The 18,580-nt window shown below is 46.9% G+C and carries 18 protein-coding genes; 5 read left to right on the forward strand and 13 right to left on the reverse strand.

Going from position 1 to position 18,580, the window contains the following annotated elements; all coding sequences use genetic code 11:
* Positions 1 to 80 precede the first annotated feature (80 nt).
* The gene (locus ACXHJ1_RS22850; protein WP_016819753.1) at positions 81 to 686 is read right to left on the reverse strand and encodes a DedA family protein; all 606 of its coding nucleotides are present in this window, start codon (positions 684 to 686) and stop codon (positions 81 to 83) included.
* Positions 687 to 827: 141 nt separating this feature from the next.
* Here ACXHJ1_RS22850 and ACXHJ1_RS22855 point away from each other — a divergent pair, with 141 nt between their 5' ends.
* Positions 828 to 1,934, forward strand: coding sequence for a YkvI family membrane protein (locus ACXHJ1_RS22855; protein WP_016819752.1), 1,107 nt, complete (start codon positions 828 to 830; stop codon positions 1,932 to 1,934).
* On the opposite strand, the gene ACXHJ1_RS22860 is transcribed toward ACXHJ1_RS22855, so the two are convergent.
* On the reverse strand, positions 1,931 to 3,055 hold the full coding sequence (locus tag ACXHJ1_RS22860; protein ID WP_031463252.1) for a glycosyltransferase family 4 protein: 1,125 nt from the start codon (positions 3,053 to 3,055) through the stop codon (positions 1,931 to 1,933). The genes ACXHJ1_RS22855 and ACXHJ1_RS22860 overlap by 4 nt on opposite strands.
* 205 nt (positions 3,056 to 3,260) lie before the next feature.
* On the opposite strand from ACXHJ1_RS22860, the gene ACXHJ1_RS22865 reads away from it, so the two are divergent.
* On the forward strand, positions 3,261 to 4,442 hold the full coding sequence (locus tag ACXHJ1_RS22865; protein ID WP_457905271.1) for a GGDEF domain-containing protein: 1,182 nt from the start codon (positions 3,261 to 3,263) through the stop codon (positions 4,440 to 4,442).
* Between the two features lie 125 nt (positions 4,443 to 4,567).
* On the opposite strand, the gene ACXHJ1_RS22870 is transcribed toward ACXHJ1_RS22865, so the two are convergent.
* Entirely contained in the window at positions 4,568 to 5,350 is a 783-nt protein-coding gene (locus ACXHJ1_RS22870; RefSeq protein ID WP_019686917.1) for a pseudouridine synthase, read from the reverse strand.
* Entirely contained in the window at positions 5,347 to 7,014 is a 1,668-nt protein-coding gene (locus ACXHJ1_RS22875) for an RsmB/NOP family class I SAM-dependent RNA methyltransferase (RefSeq protein ID WP_457905272.1), read from the reverse strand. Before ACXHJ1_RS22875 ends, ACXHJ1_RS22870 begins: the two co-directional genes overlap by 4 nt.
* A 163-nt stretch (positions 7,015 to 7,177) precedes the next feature.
* Between ACXHJ1_RS22875 and ACXHJ1_RS22880 the strand changes: the two genes are divergently transcribed.
* Entirely contained in the window at positions 7,178 to 7,705 is a 528-nt protein-coding gene (locus tag ACXHJ1_RS22880; RefSeq protein WP_016819747.1) for a thioredoxin family protein, read from the forward strand.
* A gap of 85 nt (positions 7,706 to 7,790) precedes the next feature.
* On the opposite strand, the gene ACXHJ1_RS22885 is transcribed toward ACXHJ1_RS22880, so the two are convergent.
* Genes ACXHJ1_RS22885 through ACXHJ1_RS22895 form a run of 3 tightly spaced genes read right to left on the reverse strand, consistent with a single transcriptional unit; the run spans position 7,791 to position 10,302 of the window.
* A complete protein-coding gene (locus ACXHJ1_RS22885; protein ID WP_457905273.1) occupies positions 7,791 to 8,360 on the reverse strand; it encodes a DUF309 domain-containing protein in 570 nt (189 codons plus the stop codon).
* Entirely contained in the window at positions 8,361 to 9,173 is an 813-nt protein-coding gene (locus ACXHJ1_RS22890) for a GTP pyrophosphokinase (protein WP_016819745.1), read from the reverse strand.
* A gap of 34 nt (positions 9,174 to 9,207) precedes the next feature.
* On the reverse strand, positions 9,208 to 10,302 hold the full coding sequence (locus ACXHJ1_RS22895; protein WP_025364570.1) for a quinone-dependent dihydroorotate dehydrogenase: 1,095 nt from the start codon (positions 10,300 to 10,302) through the stop codon (positions 9,208 to 9,210).
* 217 nt (positions 10,303 to 10,519) lie between these two features.
* Between ACXHJ1_RS22895 and ACXHJ1_RS22900 the strand changes: the two genes are divergently transcribed.
* Entirely contained in the window at positions 10,520 to 10,666 is a 147-nt protein-coding gene (locus ACXHJ1_RS22900) for a hypothetical protein (protein WP_016819743.1), read from the forward strand.
* A 27-nt stretch (positions 10,667 to 10,693) separates the two neighbouring features.
* Here the strand turns inward: ACXHJ1_RS22900 and ACXHJ1_RS22905 are convergent, their stop codons facing one another.
* From ACXHJ1_RS22905 to ACXHJ1_RS22915, 3 genes are all read right to left on the reverse strand, one after another.
* Positions 10,694 to 12,118 (reverse strand): L,D-transpeptidase, encoded by a 1,425-nt coding sequence (locus ACXHJ1_RS22905; protein WP_025364569.1) that lies wholly within the window; start codon positions 12,116 to 12,118, stop codon positions 10,694 to 10,696.
* Positions 12,119 to 12,275: 157 nt separating this feature from the next.
* The gene (locus ACXHJ1_RS22910; protein ID WP_013309730.1) at positions 12,276 to 12,518 is read right to left on the reverse strand and encodes a ferredoxin; all 243 of its coding nucleotides are present in this window, start codon (positions 12,516 to 12,518) and stop codon (positions 12,276 to 12,278) included.
* A gap of 160 nt (positions 12,519 to 12,678) precedes the next feature.
* Positions 12,679 to 13,959 carry a DNA polymerase IV gene (locus ACXHJ1_RS22915; RefSeq protein ID WP_016819741.1) on the reverse strand — a complete coding sequence of 427 codons (1,281 nt, stop codon included), beginning with the start codon at positions 13,957 to 13,959 and terminating at the stop codon, positions 12,679 to 12,681.
* A gap of 292 nt (positions 13,960 to 14,251) precedes the next feature.
* On the opposite strand from ACXHJ1_RS22915, the gene cimA reads away from it, so the two are divergent.
* Entirely contained in the window at positions 14,252 to 15,868 is a 1,617-nt protein-coding gene (gene cimA / locus ACXHJ1_RS22920) for a citramalate synthase (protein ID WP_457905274.1), read from the forward strand.
* 56 nt (positions 15,869 to 15,924) lie between these two features.
* Here cimA and ACXHJ1_RS22925 read toward each other — a convergent pair whose 3' ends face one another.
* From ACXHJ1_RS22925 to ACXHJ1_RS22935, 3 genes are all read right to left on the reverse strand, one after another.
* On the reverse strand, positions 15,925 to 16,554 hold the full coding sequence (locus ACXHJ1_RS22925) for a TlpA family protein disulfide reductase (RefSeq protein WP_285695185.1): 630 nt from the start codon (positions 16,552 to 16,554) through the stop codon (positions 15,925 to 15,927).
* Positions 16,555 to 16,727: 173 nt separating this feature from the next.
* Complete coding sequence (locus ACXHJ1_RS22930) at positions 16,728 to 17,465, reverse strand: exonuclease domain-containing protein (protein WP_457905275.1); 738 nt, start codon at positions 17,463 to 17,465, stop codon at positions 16,728 to 16,730.
* Positions 17,462 to 18,544 carry a DUF294 nucleotidyltransferase-like domain-containing protein gene (locus tag ACXHJ1_RS22935; RefSeq protein ID WP_457905276.1) on the reverse strand — a complete coding sequence of 361 codons (1,083 nt, stop codon included), beginning with the start codon at positions 18,542 to 18,544 and terminating at the stop codon, positions 17,462 to 17,464. The genes ACXHJ1_RS22930 and ACXHJ1_RS22935 overlap by 4 nt, the downstream gene beginning before the upstream one ends.
* Between the last annotated feature and the right edge of the window lie 36 nt (positions 18,545 to 18,580).

Below are 18,580 nucleotides of genomic sequence, written 5' to 3' on the forward strand. Positions count from 1 at the left end.
GACCTCCCACGGCATTCCTATGCGGTAAAAGTACCATACTTCACCCGTCGCTTTCAAGCTATAGCCTGCTTTCCATGCATTCATGTGATATTTTTTTTACGCTTGTTCCAGAACCATGCGGTGATTCCTCCCAAAACGATTAAAAGAATAACGATCAGGCCTACCCGGTGCGTCACCTTCTCCATCAGCTTCGCCACCTGTTCCCAGTGCATGCCCACCGCATGTCCGATCCCCAAAAATGTACCGCACCACAGCAACGCTCCTGCTGATGCATAGCCGATATAGCGAAAAACACCTAGACGGGTTGTACCTGCCAGATAGGATGACACATGTCTCAGGCCGGGGACAAAATATCCGAACAAAATTCCCCAGGTACCATAGCGCCCGAACCAATTTTCGGAAGAGGCAATCCTGGAAGGCGTAAGCCTCACCCATTTACCGTATCGGTGCAATAGTGGTTTGCCCAGCAGACGACCCAATGTGTAGCTAAGCATCATGCCTGTCATACTACCGAAAAATGTGACTGCCAGCGCAGCAATAAAGTTGTAGTGTCCTTGAGACACGAGCCCGCCAAAGGCGATCATTAGCACTTCGTCGGGTATCGGCATACCAGCTACTCCAAGGGCAAGCAAGCCGAACATTGCCAAATATCCGTATTCCAGTATCCATGCAAGGATTTGACCCATAAATTACGCTCCCGTCAAGCTATTCATTAAATGCAGTATAATTATTTTCAGTCTCATCCAGTCATGTCCTATTTCAGTTGAACATAGTTTGTATTATATGCTCGCTGCAGCGTTATTCAAGCAGGCAAGGGGGGACTGGGAATGAAACGTAATATTCATGTTTTTCAGATTGCTTTTACATACATTGGTACAATCGTCGGTGCTGGCTTCGCTACCGGACAAGAAATATTGCAATTCTTTACGCAATATGGACGTTGGGCTACAATCACGATTATGCTGTCCACACTCATATTTGTATGGTTGGGTACGAAAATGATGCTGATCGCTCATGATATTTCAGCCCGCTCCTACGAGGATCTGAACAAGCACCTTTTTGGTGCCAATGCCGGAAAATGGATCAGCATATTCACACTTATTGTGCTGATTGGCGTGAACAGCGTCATGCTGGCAGGAGCCGGCTCTGTTTTTGTGGAGCACCTTCACCTGCACTACCAGACTGGACTGCTCATTACACTAATCGGAACTTACTTGCTGCTGAATAAAGGTATTAAAGCGATTTTGCATATGAACACCATTGTTGTCCCGCTGATGATCACTATATCTCTTTTGCTCGTTCACAGTACCCTTTCCATGCCCAATCCGCAAAGCTTTATTACGAATACGACAGACCACAGTGTGCTACGAACATGGATCTCTCCGCTCCTGTACACGTCCTTCAATCTGGCTATGGCTCAGGCCGTGCTTGTCCCTCTAGGCAGCCAAACTTTCTCCCGTAAAACGATCCGCTGGGGCGGTGTTTTGGGCGGAATTGGTGTTGGCTTTATGCTGATGGCTGCACATTTTGTCATGTCAGCGCAAATGCCAGGCATTCAGCAATTTGAAATCCCTATGGGAAGCATTGCTTACCGTCTAGGCGCCCTTGTTGAAATCATATACATTCTACTCATTTTCATGGAGATCTTCAGTACCTTTGTGGCCGACATTTATGGAGTCAGTCTACAAATTCGTCAGCATGTCCAAATTTCGCCCAAGCTCATTACATTATTCATTATGCTCACCTGTTTTTTAATCAGTCAGTTCGGCTTCAGCTCACTGTTATCTGTGCTTTATCCTATTTTTGGAATGCTCAGTCTGATGTGGGTCAGTAAACTGATCTTAGCAGGACGCGGAAGACCTTTCCGCTCCTCACGTCCTCGCTCCAGCTTTCGGCATTCTGATTCCAAACCAGGTGATACCCGTCATGGTTAGTGCGGAAATTTCAAATACATTTTCTTCAGTTCGTTAACAGCACGACTTAATGAATAGCTTGATTTAGCCTTGTCGCAGGCGGATCTAGCCAGTTCATAACGATAGGCAGGGTCAGCGATGACCTTTTCTAATGCGTCTGCCAGTGCCTTCGGATTATCGGGTGGCACGAGCAGACCATTTACCCCATTTTCAATCTGCTCCGGTATTCCCCCTACTTCTGTACCTACCAATGCCAGACAGCTCAATGCCGCTTCTGCAAATACGGAGCCAAAGGCCTCCGCCCGCGAAGGCAATACAAATACATCAAAGAAAGGCATAAACTCTTCCGGGTGAAGAGTATATCCATAAAAAATCGTCTCATGGTATATATCTAGCTGTCGCGCCATCTCTTCCATCTCAGGCCGAATCGGACCATCACCAATGATATGAAGTACAAATTCCTGATTTCTTTTTTTCAGCTCAGCGCAAGCCTGTAATAGAATATCAAGTCCTTTGGCGGGAACAAGTCGGCAAACGGTTATAAGCTGTGTCACTTCATTTTCGTGAGGAATGGGCTTAAATCGCTTCTCATCATATCCATTTGGAATAACCACAACATCTTGCGGATGCTGTACATAAGGTGTTAAGTAATGCTGAAAAGATTGCGATACTGCTATCAGGCGATCCGCCTTCTGCTCCATTTCTCGGTACAGTGACACTAAGAATTGGTGTTCAGGCCCGTTCTCCTCTATTTTCCCGTTCAGAATTAACTCCTTCTCATAGGAAGAGTGAATCGTCTGTACGAGCGGGGTATCAGGAAATACGTTTTTCATAGCTAGCCCGGCAATCGGATGATGAGCATGAATAAGGTCAAAGGGCTTCTGAATACGAAGCCGAGTCCACCACAAATAATCACGGTACGTCTGAATATATTTTTGAACGATAGGATATTGCTCATATCTCGTCCAGTCGAAGGTATCAAAGATTACTTCGTCCCTACCCTTGTTACGAATCCGTTTAGGGATTGAAAATAACTCCATTTCCCAACGGGGGGACGTAAATCGCTCTTGCAAATATGGAATCATGGATGAAACGCCTCCCGGTTGCTCGGGTGGGAAAAAGAGAGCCTGTAGCAATTTCATGAGTGCTTCCCCTTTCAAGCATTAAACTGCCCGGAACACAGGATATATGTATAGGTTTCCGGATTTTCTGAAAGATGATATATTGAGAATAAATGTTAGGCACAAAAGAAAATTATAACATTTTAACTGGAATAAATCCTGTCTATTGTATCGGAACGATATCGTCCGTTCAATAGATAGATTAATTTTACAAATGGAGTCGGTGATGTTGACGTTGTTGTCCTTATTGGGAACCTTGGGCTCCCCATCTCTGGCCGGGGCCATAAGTGCAGCCTGCGGTTTGTATATTATACTCATGATGGCGCTAATGTGCGTGATCATATATAGCAGACAACGAAAAAAAACCTATATCCTTTTTTCGGTTGCCGCTATTTTTATTATGACATATGAAGCGATGAATCTCTATTCGGCAGGCGGCGGCCAAATGCAACTGCAGGGATTCGTGTGGAAAAATGCTTTGGAGGCGTTTGCCTTCGTGCTCATCAATGCCGCTGTATTTCAGCTTTACCGAAAGCTAAAGCTTATGGAAAAATGGCTCTTGCTGTTGCTGGCTGCGTTATTAATACTGCCGGTAATGGCTTGGACTTTAGGTTTGCTGCCCACTTGGATTAGCCCAGTGAAGTTGGTTGGATTCACTTTGTTTTATCGAGTGTTAGTGCTTATATTAAGCCTTCTGTTCATCACCCCGCGAATCGGACAGCCAAAGAAATTTATGGCAGGCCTATTCACTTATCTGCTCTGGCTTGGTTTTCTCTGGCTGCGAAATGACATCCCTGGAGAAGCAGACGGATCAAACACAATCCTGTGGATGTCATTTTTACCATTGCTGTACTACACTACGTTATTTATCATCCTGTTTGAACGGATTGTGGAGCTACTCCAAAGGATTTATCGTTCTTCCATTACCGATGGCCTGACAGGACTGTATAACCGTAAATATTTTTCGGGGCGACTACGACGATATATGGACCAGGGAATCCGCGTGTCGGTCATTTTTTGCGATATTGACAATTTCAAAAAGCTGAATGATACGCAGGGCCATGCTCGTGCGGATGAAGTTCTCAAGCAGGTGGCACAGATTATGGAGGACGAACTGGATGAAATCGGGCTGACCGGACGATACGGTGGCGAGGAACTGGTCGCAATGGTTGTGGATCGTCGGGCCAAGGTGGCGCTGGTCGCAGAACGAATCCGCGAACGTGTTGCTGAGGAAAGCATCGTCACTATCAGTGTCGGACACAGTACTGTGAAGAAGGAAATAAACCCGGATGAACTCGTCAAACAGGCCGATCAAGCCATGTACATATCCAAAACGACAGGCAAAAACAAGGTTACAGCTTATAAGGCAGCGGAAGTGAAACAAAATCGGGCAGCACGCGCACAATAATTCGCAAATTACGATTCGTTATCGAAGACTGCCTATGAATACTGCTCTGTCTAATTGTCTATATCCTAAAATGACGCACAGGAATCTCGTACGAGTCTGTGCGTCACTTATATTTAATCTTACCATCAAGCTTCTGATGTTGCGGAAACTATATCACGGCCGATCAATGCCAGTTCTTCGCTAGTCAGCTCTCGATAGCTGCCCAGTGGAAGCTGATCATCCAGCTTCAATGGCCCCATGGCTGTTCTTTTCAAGTAGGTCACTTTTTTACCAACCGCCTCGAACATGCGCTTCACTTGGTGAAACTTACCTTCATGGATTACAAGCGAAATATAGGAAATGACTTCCCCATCTGCCTGATGCGGCTGTTCATGCCGAAGAATCGTCAACTGCGCGGGAAGGGTGACATACCCATCGTCCAGTTCCACTCCTGCTGTAAATTGAAGAATATCCTCCTCCGTGACAAGTCCCAACACCGTAGCTTCATACGTTTTGGGGACATGACGCCTCGGAGATAGTAGTTCGTGCGCCAGCTTGCCATCGTTGGTCAATAACAATAGGCCTTCTGTATCTTTATCTAGCCGCCCTACTGGAAAAGGCTCGAAATGTCGTTCCTCCGCACTCAGCAAATCCAGCACCGTTCGTTCCCTCGTATCTTCGGTCGCAGATATAACACCTGGGGGCTTGTGCAGCATGATGTAAATATACTCTCTAAAAACAACAAGTTCGCCGTTCACTTCAATTTGATCTTGATATGGATGAACCTGTAAGCCGCTATCCTTGATGATCCGTCCGTTTACTGTGATCATACCTTGCTTTACCTGTCTCTTGATATCACTACGGGAACCATAGCCCATATGGGTTAAAATTTTGTCCAAACGCTGAGTTTGTCTTCCTTTTCCACTCATACTGATGTCCACCTCCAGCCTGTAGGATATTCATTTTTAAGCATGCCGTCCTGCCATTTGCCCCACCCGGCCGAATAACCATCAATACACACGAGAGTATAGCCCTTGGGTTGGACTTCGTTCCGAAGCTCCATTCTCTCAACAGGGATGGACAAGGTTTCACCTTTTAAATACCGGATGGCTTCAGCATCCGAGCTGGAAAGGTTGATGCTTCTAACCGCCTCAAAAGAGCGCAAAGCCACCGCCAGTGGGTGTGAAGGTACGAAACGACCATTTCTATCGGTTCCCATAAACCAGCCCGGACGTACCACCTTAAGCCCGTCCAAACGATGTGATGCCAGCGGCGACTGATAAATTCGATCTCCGTAGACCACCGTGTAGCCTGCAAATGAAACCTCCAACTGCTCCTGAACAAATTGATGATAAGATTCCAACACATCATGCGGGGAGCGTACAGCAGATTTTGCATTTTCTTTGCCCATACGTGACTTGTTACCATCAAAGCCGCGCGTGGTCTTTCCTTTGCCTGACTTTCCGCCCATTCCTTTTCCGGTTCGTTTAGGCTCATCAGTCGTGCGCCTTCCTTGGACACTTGGGAGCAGCGCTTCCTTGACGGGCAAATGTTGCTTCTTGTGCGAATATGCTGCTTCTATCTTTAATATTCTTTCATTCTTGTTCGTATATGGAGCCAGTTCCCCTGACTCAGTGTGATCTGCTGTCGAAGTGACACGACCACCACCCTGATGCTGCAATATGGCGATAAAATGCCCTTCACCCTCTACAAGATGCGGCCATAGGCGTGCTGTACCTCGCAGTTCCGGATGTGCCGATGCAATCTCTTCATTCATCCATTCCGGGTGGCCTGGTGCAAAACCTGCTTCCGAAGGAACAGGGACTACGTTAAAATCGGGATGAGCCTCCAGAAATTCCGCAATCATTCCTTCATTTTCTTCCGGGGCAAAGGTGCAGGTCGAATAGACAATTCTCCCCCCATCGCTCAGCATCGAGGCCGCTACACGCAAAATGTCCCGTTGCATGACCACACATTTTTCTACCGAGTGTGTCTCCCATTGTTTGGCCATATCTTCATCCTTACGGAACATACCTTCTCCCGAACAAGGTGCGTCAATTAAAATTTTGTTGAAGAAATGAGGAAAAGCATCTGCGATACGATCCGGGCTTTCATTCAATACCACGGCATTGCGCACACCGTACAGTTCCACATTTTTAGCCAGCGCCTTGGTTCGATCGGCGCTAATATCATTGGTCACCAGTACGCCACTTCCTTGCAGTTTGGCTGCGATTTGGGTTGATTTCCCCCCCGGTGCAGCGCACAAGTCCAAAACAGCTTCACCCTGAGCTATATTGAGCAGTTCAACCGGAGACATCGCACTCGGTTCCTGTACATAGTACAACCCAGCATGATAGTAAGAGTGAAGTCCAGGCTTAGTGCCGTGCGGAATGTAAAAACCTGTGGGACACCACGGAATCGGCCGCAGTTCGAACGGAGAACGTTCCTTAAAGTCCTCTACTGGAATTTTTAATGTATTGACGCGAATCCCGGCATGGGGCGTGTGGTCATAGGCAGCCATAAAAGCCTCAAATTCATCACCGAGCAGTTGTTCCATGCGCTTTACAAATGCTGTGGGGAGCTGTACACCCATAATCGTAATCATCCTGTCCTGTTAAAATAAATTTTATTGTACCATAATCAACCTGTTATCCGGCAATATCTGTGTGATTTACAAACTTTCACTACAAGCTGTAATGTTGTATAATAATGAGGTTCATAGTTACATATTTTAGATTTTGATAGGAGAGATTCCATTGAACGCACAAAAATCCAACAAAAAAAAGCTTATCCCTGTCATTGGCTTTTTTGTTGTGCTTGTCATTTTGCTTGGAGTGCTGCTCGCTTTAAACTCGGGCACTAAAAACAAGCTGTACGGCGTTTCCACAGCCTCGTTAAATCCTGCTACCCAGGAACTGCTAAATGATCCGAACTATCAGCAAATTATTAAGCCAGAAGATTTACAAAGTAAAATTGACAAAAAGGAAAGCTTTTTCGTCTATCATTTCGCTTCCGACTGTGTTCACTGCCGTGCCACTACTCCCAAGCTCATGCCTTTGAGCAAGCAGGAGAATATCACGATGCACGAATTTAACCTGCGTGAGTATGAGGCTGGCTGGGACAAGTACAAGATTGAGTATACTCCCACGCTTGTTTATTACGAAAAAGGCGTGGAAAAGGAACGTATGGTAGGTGGGTTGAAGGAAAGTCCTTCAGACAACGGATACACACTCGACGATTTCAAAGCCTTCTTTGAGAAATATAAAAAGAACGTGACCTCTTAGATAAATCTCCTCACGTCTGACAATGATAAAGCAGCCCGATCCCTATAAAACGGATCGGGCTGCTCGTTTATTATACGCTACAACATCAAGGCGCATCCTTCGTTTCCATCTGGGCTGAGCGTAAGCTGCCAGCGGCCTGTCTTCGCCTAATCGAAGCTTCCAGCGCCTGCTGACGCTGCTCATGCTTTTCCCCACGCCGAGGACCTCTCTGCTGAGGGTTGTTGACCGGAACGGACAATGATGCCTTCTCCACGGCCTGACGCAGTCCGGGCTCGACAATTTCAATCGTCAAATCCCGATAAACCGGCGGTTGACGTTGAAGCTCTTCCGAACCTTCCATAACAGCTTCAGCAAGCTGCCGGGCGCAAGCGCGCGCCTCGTCTACCAGCTTCGCCATATTAATGCCCAGCGCGTGCGAAGAAGCATGTTCCAGCCTATGTGCCGCACTGTCCAGCATCATGTATCCACCACGATAGTTACCATTTCGAAAATGATACAGTCCTACAGCAATTTGCAGCAAACCTTTATATACAGGGTCTCGGTCCAGCTTAAGCCACAGCTCTTCCAGTACCTCATGACATTCAAAGTAATCCCGATCCCGATTGAAGTATACCAAATAAGTCACGTACAACGGTTCATAGGAAGGGGTCACCATTTAAAACTCATCCCTGTCTTCTTCCTTAGTTGAAGCTTCCAGCATCTCCTTGACCTCATCATGCAGCTGCTTGATTCCTTCCATATCGTGCCGCTCCCACAGTTCATTAAATCTGCGCTGCGCCTCAATCGTTTCACTAATTTTATGGTAGAAATACAGACGATGCATGCCTGTTAGCACTTTGGATACGATATTGGCTTCATCCTCAAACTTCTTCTGTGCTTCCAATATTTCAAGGCGGATGGAAGACATTTCATTATCCAGCACAAAGGCTGCCTCAGCCGCTTTTTTCAACCGGGCTCGCATATCATCCGGTAAGCTCTCACGATACTTATAGCTAAGAGAATGCTCTATGGTTGCCCAAAAATTCATAGCCAACGTACGGATTTGAATTTCGGCTAGCACGATCTTTAACCCCACTGCTGTCTGAACCGGGTACTCCACAATCATATGAAAGCTGCGATAGCCGCTATCTTTATAATTGGTGATATAGTCCTTTTCATACAATACCGTCAAATCCTTACGTCTTCGAATATATTCGGCTACCCGCCGGATATCCTCTACGAATTGACACATAATGCGAATGCCGGCGATATCCTCGATCCCCGTCTCCAGCTGATCAGGTGGAACCTGTAATCTCTTCGCCTTATCGAGGATGCTGGATATTTTTTTAACCCGTCCAGTTACGAATTCGATAGGAGCGTATTCCTCGCGCTTTTTCAGCTCCGCACGCATTGTTTTGAACTTGACCTTAAGCTCTTCCACCGCCTGATCGTATGGCAGCAAAAATGTTCCCCAGTCTCTTCCGTCCATCCCCGTACCTCCTGTCTCTTCCGACAACACTTTTTTATCTGTGAGCTGCACCAACAGCCTCGGTAATATGTCTAAAGCCGTCCTTTCGAAGCAACTCACGCAGACCGGCATGTATAGCCCGGTTTACTTCCGGCCCCTCATAGATCAATGCTGTATAAATTTCAATCAGGCTAGCGCCTGCTTTAATTTTGTCATAGGCATCACGACTGGTAAAAATACCGCCCGATCCAATAATAGGCAGCTTCCCTTCCGTCTGGCGGTACACCCGTCCAATGACCTCTGTGGAACGGTCACGTAGCGGCTTACCACTCAATCCTCCGGTTTCACTTGCATTCCGATGCGTCAGACCAGTTCTGGATATCGTCGTGTTCGTTGCAATAATGCCGTCCACTCCGCTAGCTGCAATCGCATCCGTCATATATTCCAATTCCTCGTCCGATACATCCGGCGCAATTTTGACCAGTACAGACTTGGCTTTACCATACTTTGTCGCCTGAACTCCCATCTCTGCCCGAACCGCTTCCAGTAATGACTTCAGTTCACTGCCATGCTGGAGTTTTCGTAAATCCGGAGTATTGGGTGAACTAATGTTCACTACAAAGAAGTCCGCATACGGATACAGTGCGGAAATACACTTTTCATAGTCCTTATGAGCATCCTCATTTGGCGTGACTTTATTTTTGCCGATATTAACAGCAACCGGTACAGGTCGATGTTTAAGGGTAGCCAAACGTTGGGCCATGCTCTCAGCACCCAGATTGTTAAAGCCCATCCGATTGACTAATGCCTCATCGGGAGGCAGTCGAAACAAACGGGGCTGATCATTGCCGGGCTGTCCGACAGGTGTCACCGTGCCTACTTCCATAAAACCAAAACCGATGGAAGAAAAACCGGCAACCGCTTCAGCATTTTTATCCAGTCCTGCAGCCAGTCCAATCGGGTTGGGAAAATGAATGCCAAACAGGTCAACGGCAAGATCTTCCGTTTCCTTGACTCCATACATCCCTCGCAACGTCGCCGCACCACCAGGAAGTGAGCCAGCATGTTTTAAGCCGTCAATGACTACATGATGGGCCCTCTCTGGACTCATTTTGAAAAAAACAGGTTTCGCGATCCTTCGATACAACACGATTCATCCACTCCGTTCTATGCCCTTGCACAATCCTAAAAAAACATCTCTACAAAATAGTTTAGCTTTTTCCATACCAAAAAGAAAGTAATTTGCGAGGTCCAACATCAGAACAATTCAGTTGTCATGGAGATGTCATTGAAAATGTATAATCAAACCATTTACAATGGACATAGTAAGACAGGATCTTAGCCCGCAAGAAAAGAGGGATGCTGATATGAAGACCAAGCGTAAACCGCCCAGTCTGCAAAAGAAAAAGGATGAGGTGAACAAGAAAGCGATCGTATGGACCGCCATCAGCTTTGTTCTACTCATCATTGTGATTGTTCTGGTCATTGTTTTAGCACAAGCAGGAAATCGTTAATCAACAAGTAGCAGCGGCACCACAACGTTAATTTAGCCAGTGATAGGTTTTGCGGGGATTCGTCTGGTCGTGCTGCGGCTCACTCGTAAATCGGGAACCAGGTACAAGCACTTGATCAGGCAGTCCCCCGTTACCAATGACCACCTCCGTACCTGAAGGTACGAATGCAAACAATTCCTCCACGTCTTCCTTCCCCATGCGGACACAACCCAGTGACTCATTTTTGCCGATACTGTCTGGCTCGTTCGTACCATGGATAGCATAATTCGTTGCAGACAGTTGCATACCACGGCTACCAAACTCACCGTTGGATTTGCCGTTCGGATTTACGACTTTATCGGTAATCACAAATTTCCCTTCCGGTGTTCTTTCTCCGCCCAAACCGATGGGATAATTGCGAATAAGTATATTGCCGCTCACCAATGCTAGCCTGTGCTTGGATTTGTCTATCACAATTCGTAGCGGTTGCCCCAGAAAAGGACGCCCGTGCAATGACGATGCCAGCAATAGACTTTTCTCAGCCGCTGCGCCAGTGTTCTGATCTTTCCCTGTTCCCTGTCCTGGAGAAGCAAGTAAATTGCGCATAGGTGTAAAAGCCTTCTTCATCCCGTCAGTCGTACCGTACATCGTGTTATCGGGAAAATCTCGGGTCAGTTCCTCAAGACTCTGGGGAAGACGTTGATGCTGCGAGCGAAATGCACGCATGGCACTATTCAGCACAGCCAGTTCTTCCTGTCCGGCAGCCCATTTTAGACCTGATTTGCGGAGAGTTTCACTATCTGACGGCTTGCAAGCACATGCAGCGGCGTCGTAAGACTGAACAGCTAATCCGCCGTTTCCCTTGTTCTGTACACTAAGTAACGGCTTCATGCCTTCTCTCCAGATCAGCCACGCCCCGCTCTGCTCCATGCCCAGCACCGTGGTCTTGGACGGCATTTGACTCGTCTTTGCCAACATATCCGTAAGCGCTGTTCCAGCCCCACTTCCTTGCCTGGCTTGAGCCGTAAACACACCACCAACATAAGTCTCACCGTTCTGCGCCCTCTCCTTTGGATCTGCAGTAGCCACTTTTGCAACTTCGGCATGATCAATCGCTGCGTCCTCAGTTCCGGATGGAACGGATGCGCTCTCAGGTAAAGTGCTCGGTGAATTGGCTGAAGGGACCCAGATGAGCAGAAGTACCATTAACGCAGTTAGAAGGTGGCGTGTTCGAGCGGTTCTCCGCTCCTTCTCCTTGGACATCTGAACCAGTTTATCCTGATATTCCATCCATACGTCTGCCGGAATCTGTTTATGCTCAAAGGCTTCGAACACTTCCCCTGCACGATTGAAGCAATAATTTGCTTTGCCCTCCTGGCCGCTGCTTTCATACTCTTTACCGAGTAAATACCAGGCCATTTTATTATCAGGGTGCTTTTTTACATACGATTTAAGATGAGGCGAATGGTCCATCGGATCCTCCTGATCGTGTAATCTTGCTTACTATTATGTATATCGGTCACAATAGGTCTGATGGACAGCACATAAAAAAAACAGCACCGCCAGCATACTTTCACCGTTATACGGCGAAGGGTACTGGCGGTGCTATGCCTGTCCAAAAAACTTACACTTAACCTTCTTTATTAAAAGGTTCGTCTGCAACTTTGATGGAATCTGTAGGGCAACCGTCACAAGCATCCTGCATATCATCAAACAGGTCTTCCGAGATCGCCTTGATGCCTTGGTTTGCATCCCCTTCAAAGATCACTTCAGCCAAACCTTCATCATCATAATCATAGATGTCTGGTGCTGTAGCGCCGCAGGCTCCGCAAGCAATGCATGTATCTTTTTCTACCCAAGTGTATTTAGCCATAACTTTTCTCTTCCTCCTATACAATCGAACAAACCAGCTTTTGCATTCTATTCACATATTAATACAAACCCAATATTATTACAAATTATTTTCCTTTATCCTTCATGCAAAAAACGCTTATAGCGTGTGTTACTGATACAACAATAACCCTCCCCGAAGTTCACTCTGGAGTGGGTAGATTGTCTTTTTGCAGCGAAGTTCCGCGCAACTTGGAATTACGAAGAAGTACCGAAGGATCATCTCCCAGCATCCCCGCAGTCAAAATCGCATTTTCACCAAACTTATCGCGCAGCGCATCCATCGTTTTCAGTAGACTTTCTTTTTTAGGCTGGTCCTGGTATTCAAATAGATCTAATTGAACAGCCGCTTCCTCCTTAGGAATGAGCTGTTGCAGCGTAATCCCCAACAAACGCACCGGCTTATCCTCTCCCCAATGGCGACGATACAATGCACAAGCTTCCTTATATATGTCTTCTGCACTTTCCGTAGGCGTACTCCTGACTTGAGAACGCGTAAAGGTCTTCATATCCGGGGTCCGAATCGTCAGTTGAATACCTCCTGCCAGCATACCGTGCCGTCGAAGCCGCCGGGCTACCTGATCACTAATGTTAAGCAGTACCCTTTGGGCTTCTTCGAGCTTTACTACATCCATAGGCAAGGTGGTGGTGTGCCCGATGGATTTGTTTGGCTCCCGCTCAGTGCTGACTGGAGAATGATTAATTCCGTTTGCCGCCAATTTTAACCAAGAACCCGTTACACCAAATATGCTAACCAGCATGTGTTCATCTGCCTTAGCCAGTTGCCCAATGGTACGAATGTTCATTTGTAGAAGCTTGTCTGCCGTTTTTCGGCCCACACCAAACAACTGCCCACATGGAAGGTTCCACAAAATGTTGGGTACATCACGCAAACGTAGAACAGATATCCCGCGTGGCTTTTTCAGATCAGAGGCCATTTTGGCCAGTAGTTTGTTGGGCGCTACCCCAATTGAACAAGGCAAGCCTAGCTCTTCTTCTACTCTACGCTGGATTTCCTCGGCAATATCCAAAGGTGTTCCAAACTGCTTGGAACCGGAAATATCTAGATAACATTCATCAATTGAAGTTGCTTCCAGCATAGGCGTATACGAGTAAGCAATACTCATAAATGCTTTGGAATAACGACGGTATAAATGAAAATCAGGCTGTATTACGATGAGCTGCGGACAAATACGGCGAGCCTGCTGAACAACCATCCCTGTTGAAATGCCCAATCGTCGTGCTTCATAAGAGCAGGTTACAATTACACCCTTGCGCAGCTCACTGCTGCCTGCCACTGCGGTAGGCAATCCTTTATATTTTTCCGGCTCCTCCGCTGCATGAACGGAACAATAAAATGCGTTCATATCCACATGCAGAATAACTCGTCCACCAACCGGATAATAAGCACTGACATCTTTCATGCTCAACCCTTCTTTTTAACTGTAATTCACTCGTTAGATCAGGAATACGTCCTTTGATTTTATACTCGGGTTACCCTTGAATGCTATTCCTATTTTACATAAAAAATATAGGTTTTGTGTTCAAAAAAGATAATTATATATTACATTTGAAGTCATTAGTTGTTATAATCGACTATCATACGAACACGACAAACTAACGCTTTCCTGTTTTTAAGCGTTAAACAACTAAATTAATGTGCTTAAAAAAGCAGAGCATCACCAATCTGAGCAATCCGCGAAGGAGGAGTCCCTCATGTCCACCGCTATTTCTATCTTTGACACAACGCTGCGAGATGGCACTCAAGGAGAAGGAATTAGCTTGTCTGCTGATGACAAATTGAAAATCGCAAAAAAACTCGATGATCTCGGTGTTCACTATATTGAAGGCGGGATTCCCGGGAGCAACAGCAAGGATATCGAATTTTTCAAACGGGTACAAGAGCTGGGGCTTCAGGCAAAAATTGTCGCCTTCGGCAGCACGCGCCGCAAAGATAGCATCGCAGCGCAAGATGTCAATCTGCAACGGATTCTGGAATCCGGAGCTCAGGCCGCTACTCTAGTCGGTAAATCATGGGATTTTCATGTACACGCTGCTTTACAGACAACATTGGAGGAAAATCTGTCTATGATTTACGACTCCATCGCCTTTTTAAAGCAAGGGGGCATGGAGGTTATTTTTGATGCCGAGCATTTTTTTGACGGATATAAAAACAACCCCGAGTATGCACTCGCCGTTATGAAAAAAGCTGAGGAAGCAGGCGCGGATTGGCTCGTGATGTGTGATACCAACGGCGGTACCCTGCCACATGAAATACAGGAAATTGTTACTACGCTGCAAAGCCAGGTAACGAAGTCACAGTTGGGCATTCATACACACAATGACTGCGAATTGGCAGTAGCCAACTCACTAAGTGCTGTTCAAGCAGGTGCAAGGCAGGTCCAAGGCACCATCAACGGCTACGGTGAACGATGTGGTAACGCCAACCTCTGCTCCGTCATTCCGAACTTGCAGCTCAAACTGGGCTACGACTGTCTAGATCCCGAGAAGCTAAAACAACTCCACAATACAGCTCGCTTTGTGAGCGAAGTCGCCAACGTCAATCTGCCTGTAAACCAGCCTTATGTTGGCAATGCTGCTTTTGCCCATAAGGGGGGCATTCACGTGTCAGCTATTCTGCGCGACTCACGAACCTATGAGCACATCGCTCCCGAACTGGTGGGGAACAAGCAGCGGGTCTTGGTCTCCGAATTGGCCGGACAAAGCAACGTTGTGTCCAAGGCGCAAGAACTGGGCATCACCCTTGATCCGTCCAGTGATGAGGCACGTGGCGTCATTAGTCGTATCAAGGAGCTTGAGCATCAGGGATATCAGTTTGAAGGCGCGGATGCTTCGCTGGAATTGCTTATTCGTGAAGCTGGCGGTGAAGTAAAGGAAATGTTCTCATTTGAATCCTTTAAAGTGCTAGTGGAAAAAACAGCGGGCCGATCGGTCGTCTCCGAGGCCTTCTTAAAACTGAATGTTGCAGGGACAAGTGTCTATACCGCAGCTGAAGGGAATGGTCCTGTCAATGCACTTGATAACGCACTCCGCAAGGCTCTTTCCCAATATTTCCCAGCCTTGCGGGACATGCATTTGGCTGACTATAAGGTGCGTGTGCTTGACGAAAAAGACGCCACTGCCGCCAAGGTACGCGTGCTCATTGAGTCCAAAAATTACGAGGACGTCTGGAGTAACGTAGGTGTATCTGAAAATGTTATTGAAGCGAGCTGGGAAGCTCTCTTGGACAGCTTCCGTTACGCATTGCTGGAAGCGCCAACTCCAAAAAATGAACAAACAGAGCTTACTCATCACGGTTTAGTTAACCACTAATCAAATACAAGCATGAGCTAATAGAGTGACTTTGGCGGTCTAATCGGCCCCTAAAGTCACTTTATTTTTTGAAGAGCTTCTATTTTACCCTCCAATTCCCGTTCACTGAGCATGCCGATTATGATTTCTCGTACCTGTCCATGATGGTCAATCATTACATGAGTTGGAAAAGCCGCTCCTCCAAATTGTTCAAAAAATGCTCCTTGTTCATCCAGTAAAATGGGGAATCGGAGGGCCAAAGAACGGGAAAACTTCTGCACATCCTCTAATCGATCATAGCGGGTTACATTGATGCCATACACATCTACAGCATGTTTGTATTTACTATACAATTCATTCAGCATAGGCGCTTCTAATCGGCACGGATCGCACCACGAAGCCCAAAAGCTAATGATCATCGCTTTATTTCGCGGAGCCCCTACATCGTAGGACTTGCCGTTTAATCCCTTTAAAATCATAGAAGGAAGCTGTTGACCAGGTTTGATTCTTTTCATTACCTCTGCCGCATCAGATTCAGTCCCTACATTCTTCTCAATTTCAAGCTCTTTTTCACCTTTGTACTTTTCTTCCAATGGTGCATTTCTCACGGGCAGGCTTGCTGCATTGACTGTGTTTGCAATAATTCCCCATGAAGCTCCAACCATAACCAATACCATTATTGCTCTGATGAAAAGAAATCTTTTCAAAGTACTATCACCTGCCTTTCATCACAATGACCTTTATCCTTCCCCATAGGATGCCCATACTGCTCCCACCTCTAACCTTCTACAATCTGAACAGGACACAAAAAAACAGCAAACCCACGAAAATCGCGAACTTGCTGTTATTATGTGGGGTCAGATGTTATGCCTTGTACTGATCAGGCATGGCTTAAATGCGCGTAGATATCTGCCAAATTGGTCACATTACGCTTCAGCATTTCCTGAACATACGCCACCCATAGCTTAGCGGTCATCTTCGCATCCTCTAACGCATGATGCCGCCCTTCAATCGGAATGGATTGATAGGCCAACAATTCATCCAAACTATAGGTTTGGTGTTGCTGTGGCTCCAGCCATTTGGCGAGCATCATTGTGTCTAGTACACGGTGAGTTAACTGAACTTTAGATGTTTTCCATAGCGCAGCATTTAAAAAGGCCTTATCATGAGCGCTAGCATGCGCTACAAGCACCCGTCCACCTACAAAGGACATAAAGTCATGTAGTCCATTCATAAGCGGCGGAGCTTCATCCGTCATTTCCCGGGTAATCCCAGTTAGCTCAGTGATGTGTTTAGGAATATCAGCCCGCGGATTAACAAGCGTATAAAACTGCTCTTTTTCCATAATCACATCCCCGACTACCCGAATCGCTCCGAACGATAAAATCTCATCTCCATGCTGTGCCGAAAATCCCGTTGTCTCCAGATCAAAAACTACCGTCTCCAAACGCTCCAGCGGGGTACGCAATACTTCAGAACGCCGTTGTTCCCGTGTTAAGGACCGAATAAACGCCATCTGCTGAGCCGTAGGAGCCCCCATTACAGATGCGATTGCCGACGGCACTCCTCCTCTGCGGAGAGCACTCCAGAAGCCACCTCCCTGCGCCGGTTCCTTCATGACCTTCTCCCTTCCATAAATCGCAGCTGCCTTTGCAACGCACGATGCAGCCGTCGTACTGTCGAAAGAGCCTCGCGCAGCTCATGCCAGCCTTTCCCTTGCTTCAGCGGCTTGACGGCCAAATAGCCATTACTGAGAAGCAATCCACCCTTCTCCTTTACCGGAGTAGCCATTCGAAGCTGAAGCGCGACCCGAAAGGCTCGCTCGCAAGCATCAAGTAAAGGCAACGGTGCCGCTTCAAGTGATGCGAGACGCCTGAGCCTTTTCAGGGTAGAAGTTTCCTCTACACCATGTTGCAATGCCAAAAAACGGACGGCGTTCACCAACGGAATGTATAACCCATATTTCACATCAAAATCGCCTGCATGCTCACCGAATCGCTCGGTAACGATCTGACCTAAAATATTAAGTGTCGCTTTATGCCTTACCGTGTTCCTAAGTACGGCTGAAGGTAAATCGGGATGTTTTCGGAACAACTTATAAAAACTTCGCTTCCATTCTGCAGACAATTGCTGATCGCCTGCGATATGTCTCATATCAGACGAGATAATAAGATAACGAATCGGCTCCCAAGCAAAATCTTCCGACCATTTGGATAGCTGTTCTTGCCATCCAGACAATGTATGGCGCCACAATGGCTCTGAACACATCACTTTCCCCTCGCATTTGGGATATCCCAAATACTCTAGCATCGCAGACACTCTGCGACCAAACTCGCTGAAATACAATTCTTTGTCAGCAGACACAAGGTCACTGATAATCATACCGTTATCCTGGTCACTCCACAGCGTCGATTCCGAGCGCCCCATGCTTCCGAAGGCTATAAATGCGTAAGGGACGGGAGGAGGCCCAAAGCCATCCTCAACCATCCCTTTTTCGCACATTTGTACAGCTCTGGCCGCGATGCGGTCATGCATTTCATTCGCCGTTCGTAACCAGTCTGATAACGGAGCGGAGGCTTGGGAAGCCAGCAGCCATTTCTGAGAATCGATCCTGGCCTGCCTTAACGACTCAGGTGTGTCTGCATGATCAATCGCTTCGGCGGAACTCACCCAAGGGGCCATATTTTGCAGTTCCATACTTCCATCTCCTCCGCTCACCCATACTGGCTCTTT

Source organism: Paenibacillus sp. ALE2 (assembly GCF_054113385.1).

Coding starts and splice junctions, on each gene's coding strand:
- ACXHJ1_RS22850 (WP_016819753.1), bottom strand. CDS start 686: ATGGGTCAAATCCTTGCATGGATACTGGAATACGGATATTTGGCAATG.
- ACXHJ1_RS22855 (WP_016819752.1), top strand. CDS start 828: ATGAAACGTAATATTCATGTTTTTCAGATTGCTTTTACATACATTGGT.
- ACXHJ1_RS22860 (WP_031463252.1), bottom strand. CDS start 3,055: ATGAAATTGCTACAGGCTCTCTTTTTCCCACCCGAGCAACCGGGAGGC.
- ACXHJ1_RS22865 (WP_457905271.1), top strand. CDS start 3,261: ATGTTGACGTTGTTGTCCTTATTGGGAACCTTGGGCTCCCCATCTCTG.
- ACXHJ1_RS22870 (WP_019686917.1), bottom strand. CDS start 5,350: ATGAGTGGAAAAGGAAGACAAACTCAGCGTTTGGACAAAATTTTAACC.
- ACXHJ1_RS22875 (WP_457905272.1), bottom strand. CDS start 7,014: ATGGGTGTACAGCTCCCCACAGCATTTGTAAAGCGCATGGAACAACTG.
- ACXHJ1_RS22885 (WP_457905273.1), bottom strand. CDS start 8,360: ATGGTGACCCCTTCCTATGAACCGTTGTACGTGACTTATTTGGTATAC.
- ACXHJ1_RS22890 (WP_016819745.1), bottom strand. CDS start 9,173: ATGGACGGAAGAGACTGGGGAACATTTTTGCTGCCATACGATCAGGCG.
- ACXHJ1_RS22900 (WP_016819743.1), top strand. CDS start 10,520: ATGAAGACCAAGCGTAAACCGCCCAGTCTGCAAAAGAAAAAGGATGAG.
- ACXHJ1_RS22905 (WP_025364569.1), bottom strand. CDS start 12,118: ATGGACCATTCGCCTCATCTTAAATCGTATGTAAAAAAGCACCCTGAT.
- ACXHJ1_RS22910 (WP_013309730.1), bottom strand. CDS start 12,518: ATGGCTAAATACACTTGGGTAGAAAAAGATACATGCATTGCTTGCGGA.
- ACXHJ1_RS22915 (WP_016819741.1), bottom strand. CDS start 13,959: ATGAAAGATGTCAGTGCTTATTATCCGGTTGGTGGACGAGTTATTCTG.
- cimA (WP_457905274.1), top strand. CDS start 14,252: ATGTCCACCGCTATTTCTATCTTTGACACAACGCTGCGAGATGGCACT.
- ACXHJ1_RS22930 (WP_457905275.1), bottom strand. CDS start 17,465: ATGAAGGAACCGGCGCAGGGAGGTGGCTTCTGGAGTGCTCTCCGCAGA.
- ACXHJ1_RS22935 (WP_457905276.1), bottom strand. CDS start 18,544: ATGGAACTGCAAAATATGGCCCCTTGGGTGAGTTCCGCCGAAGCGATT.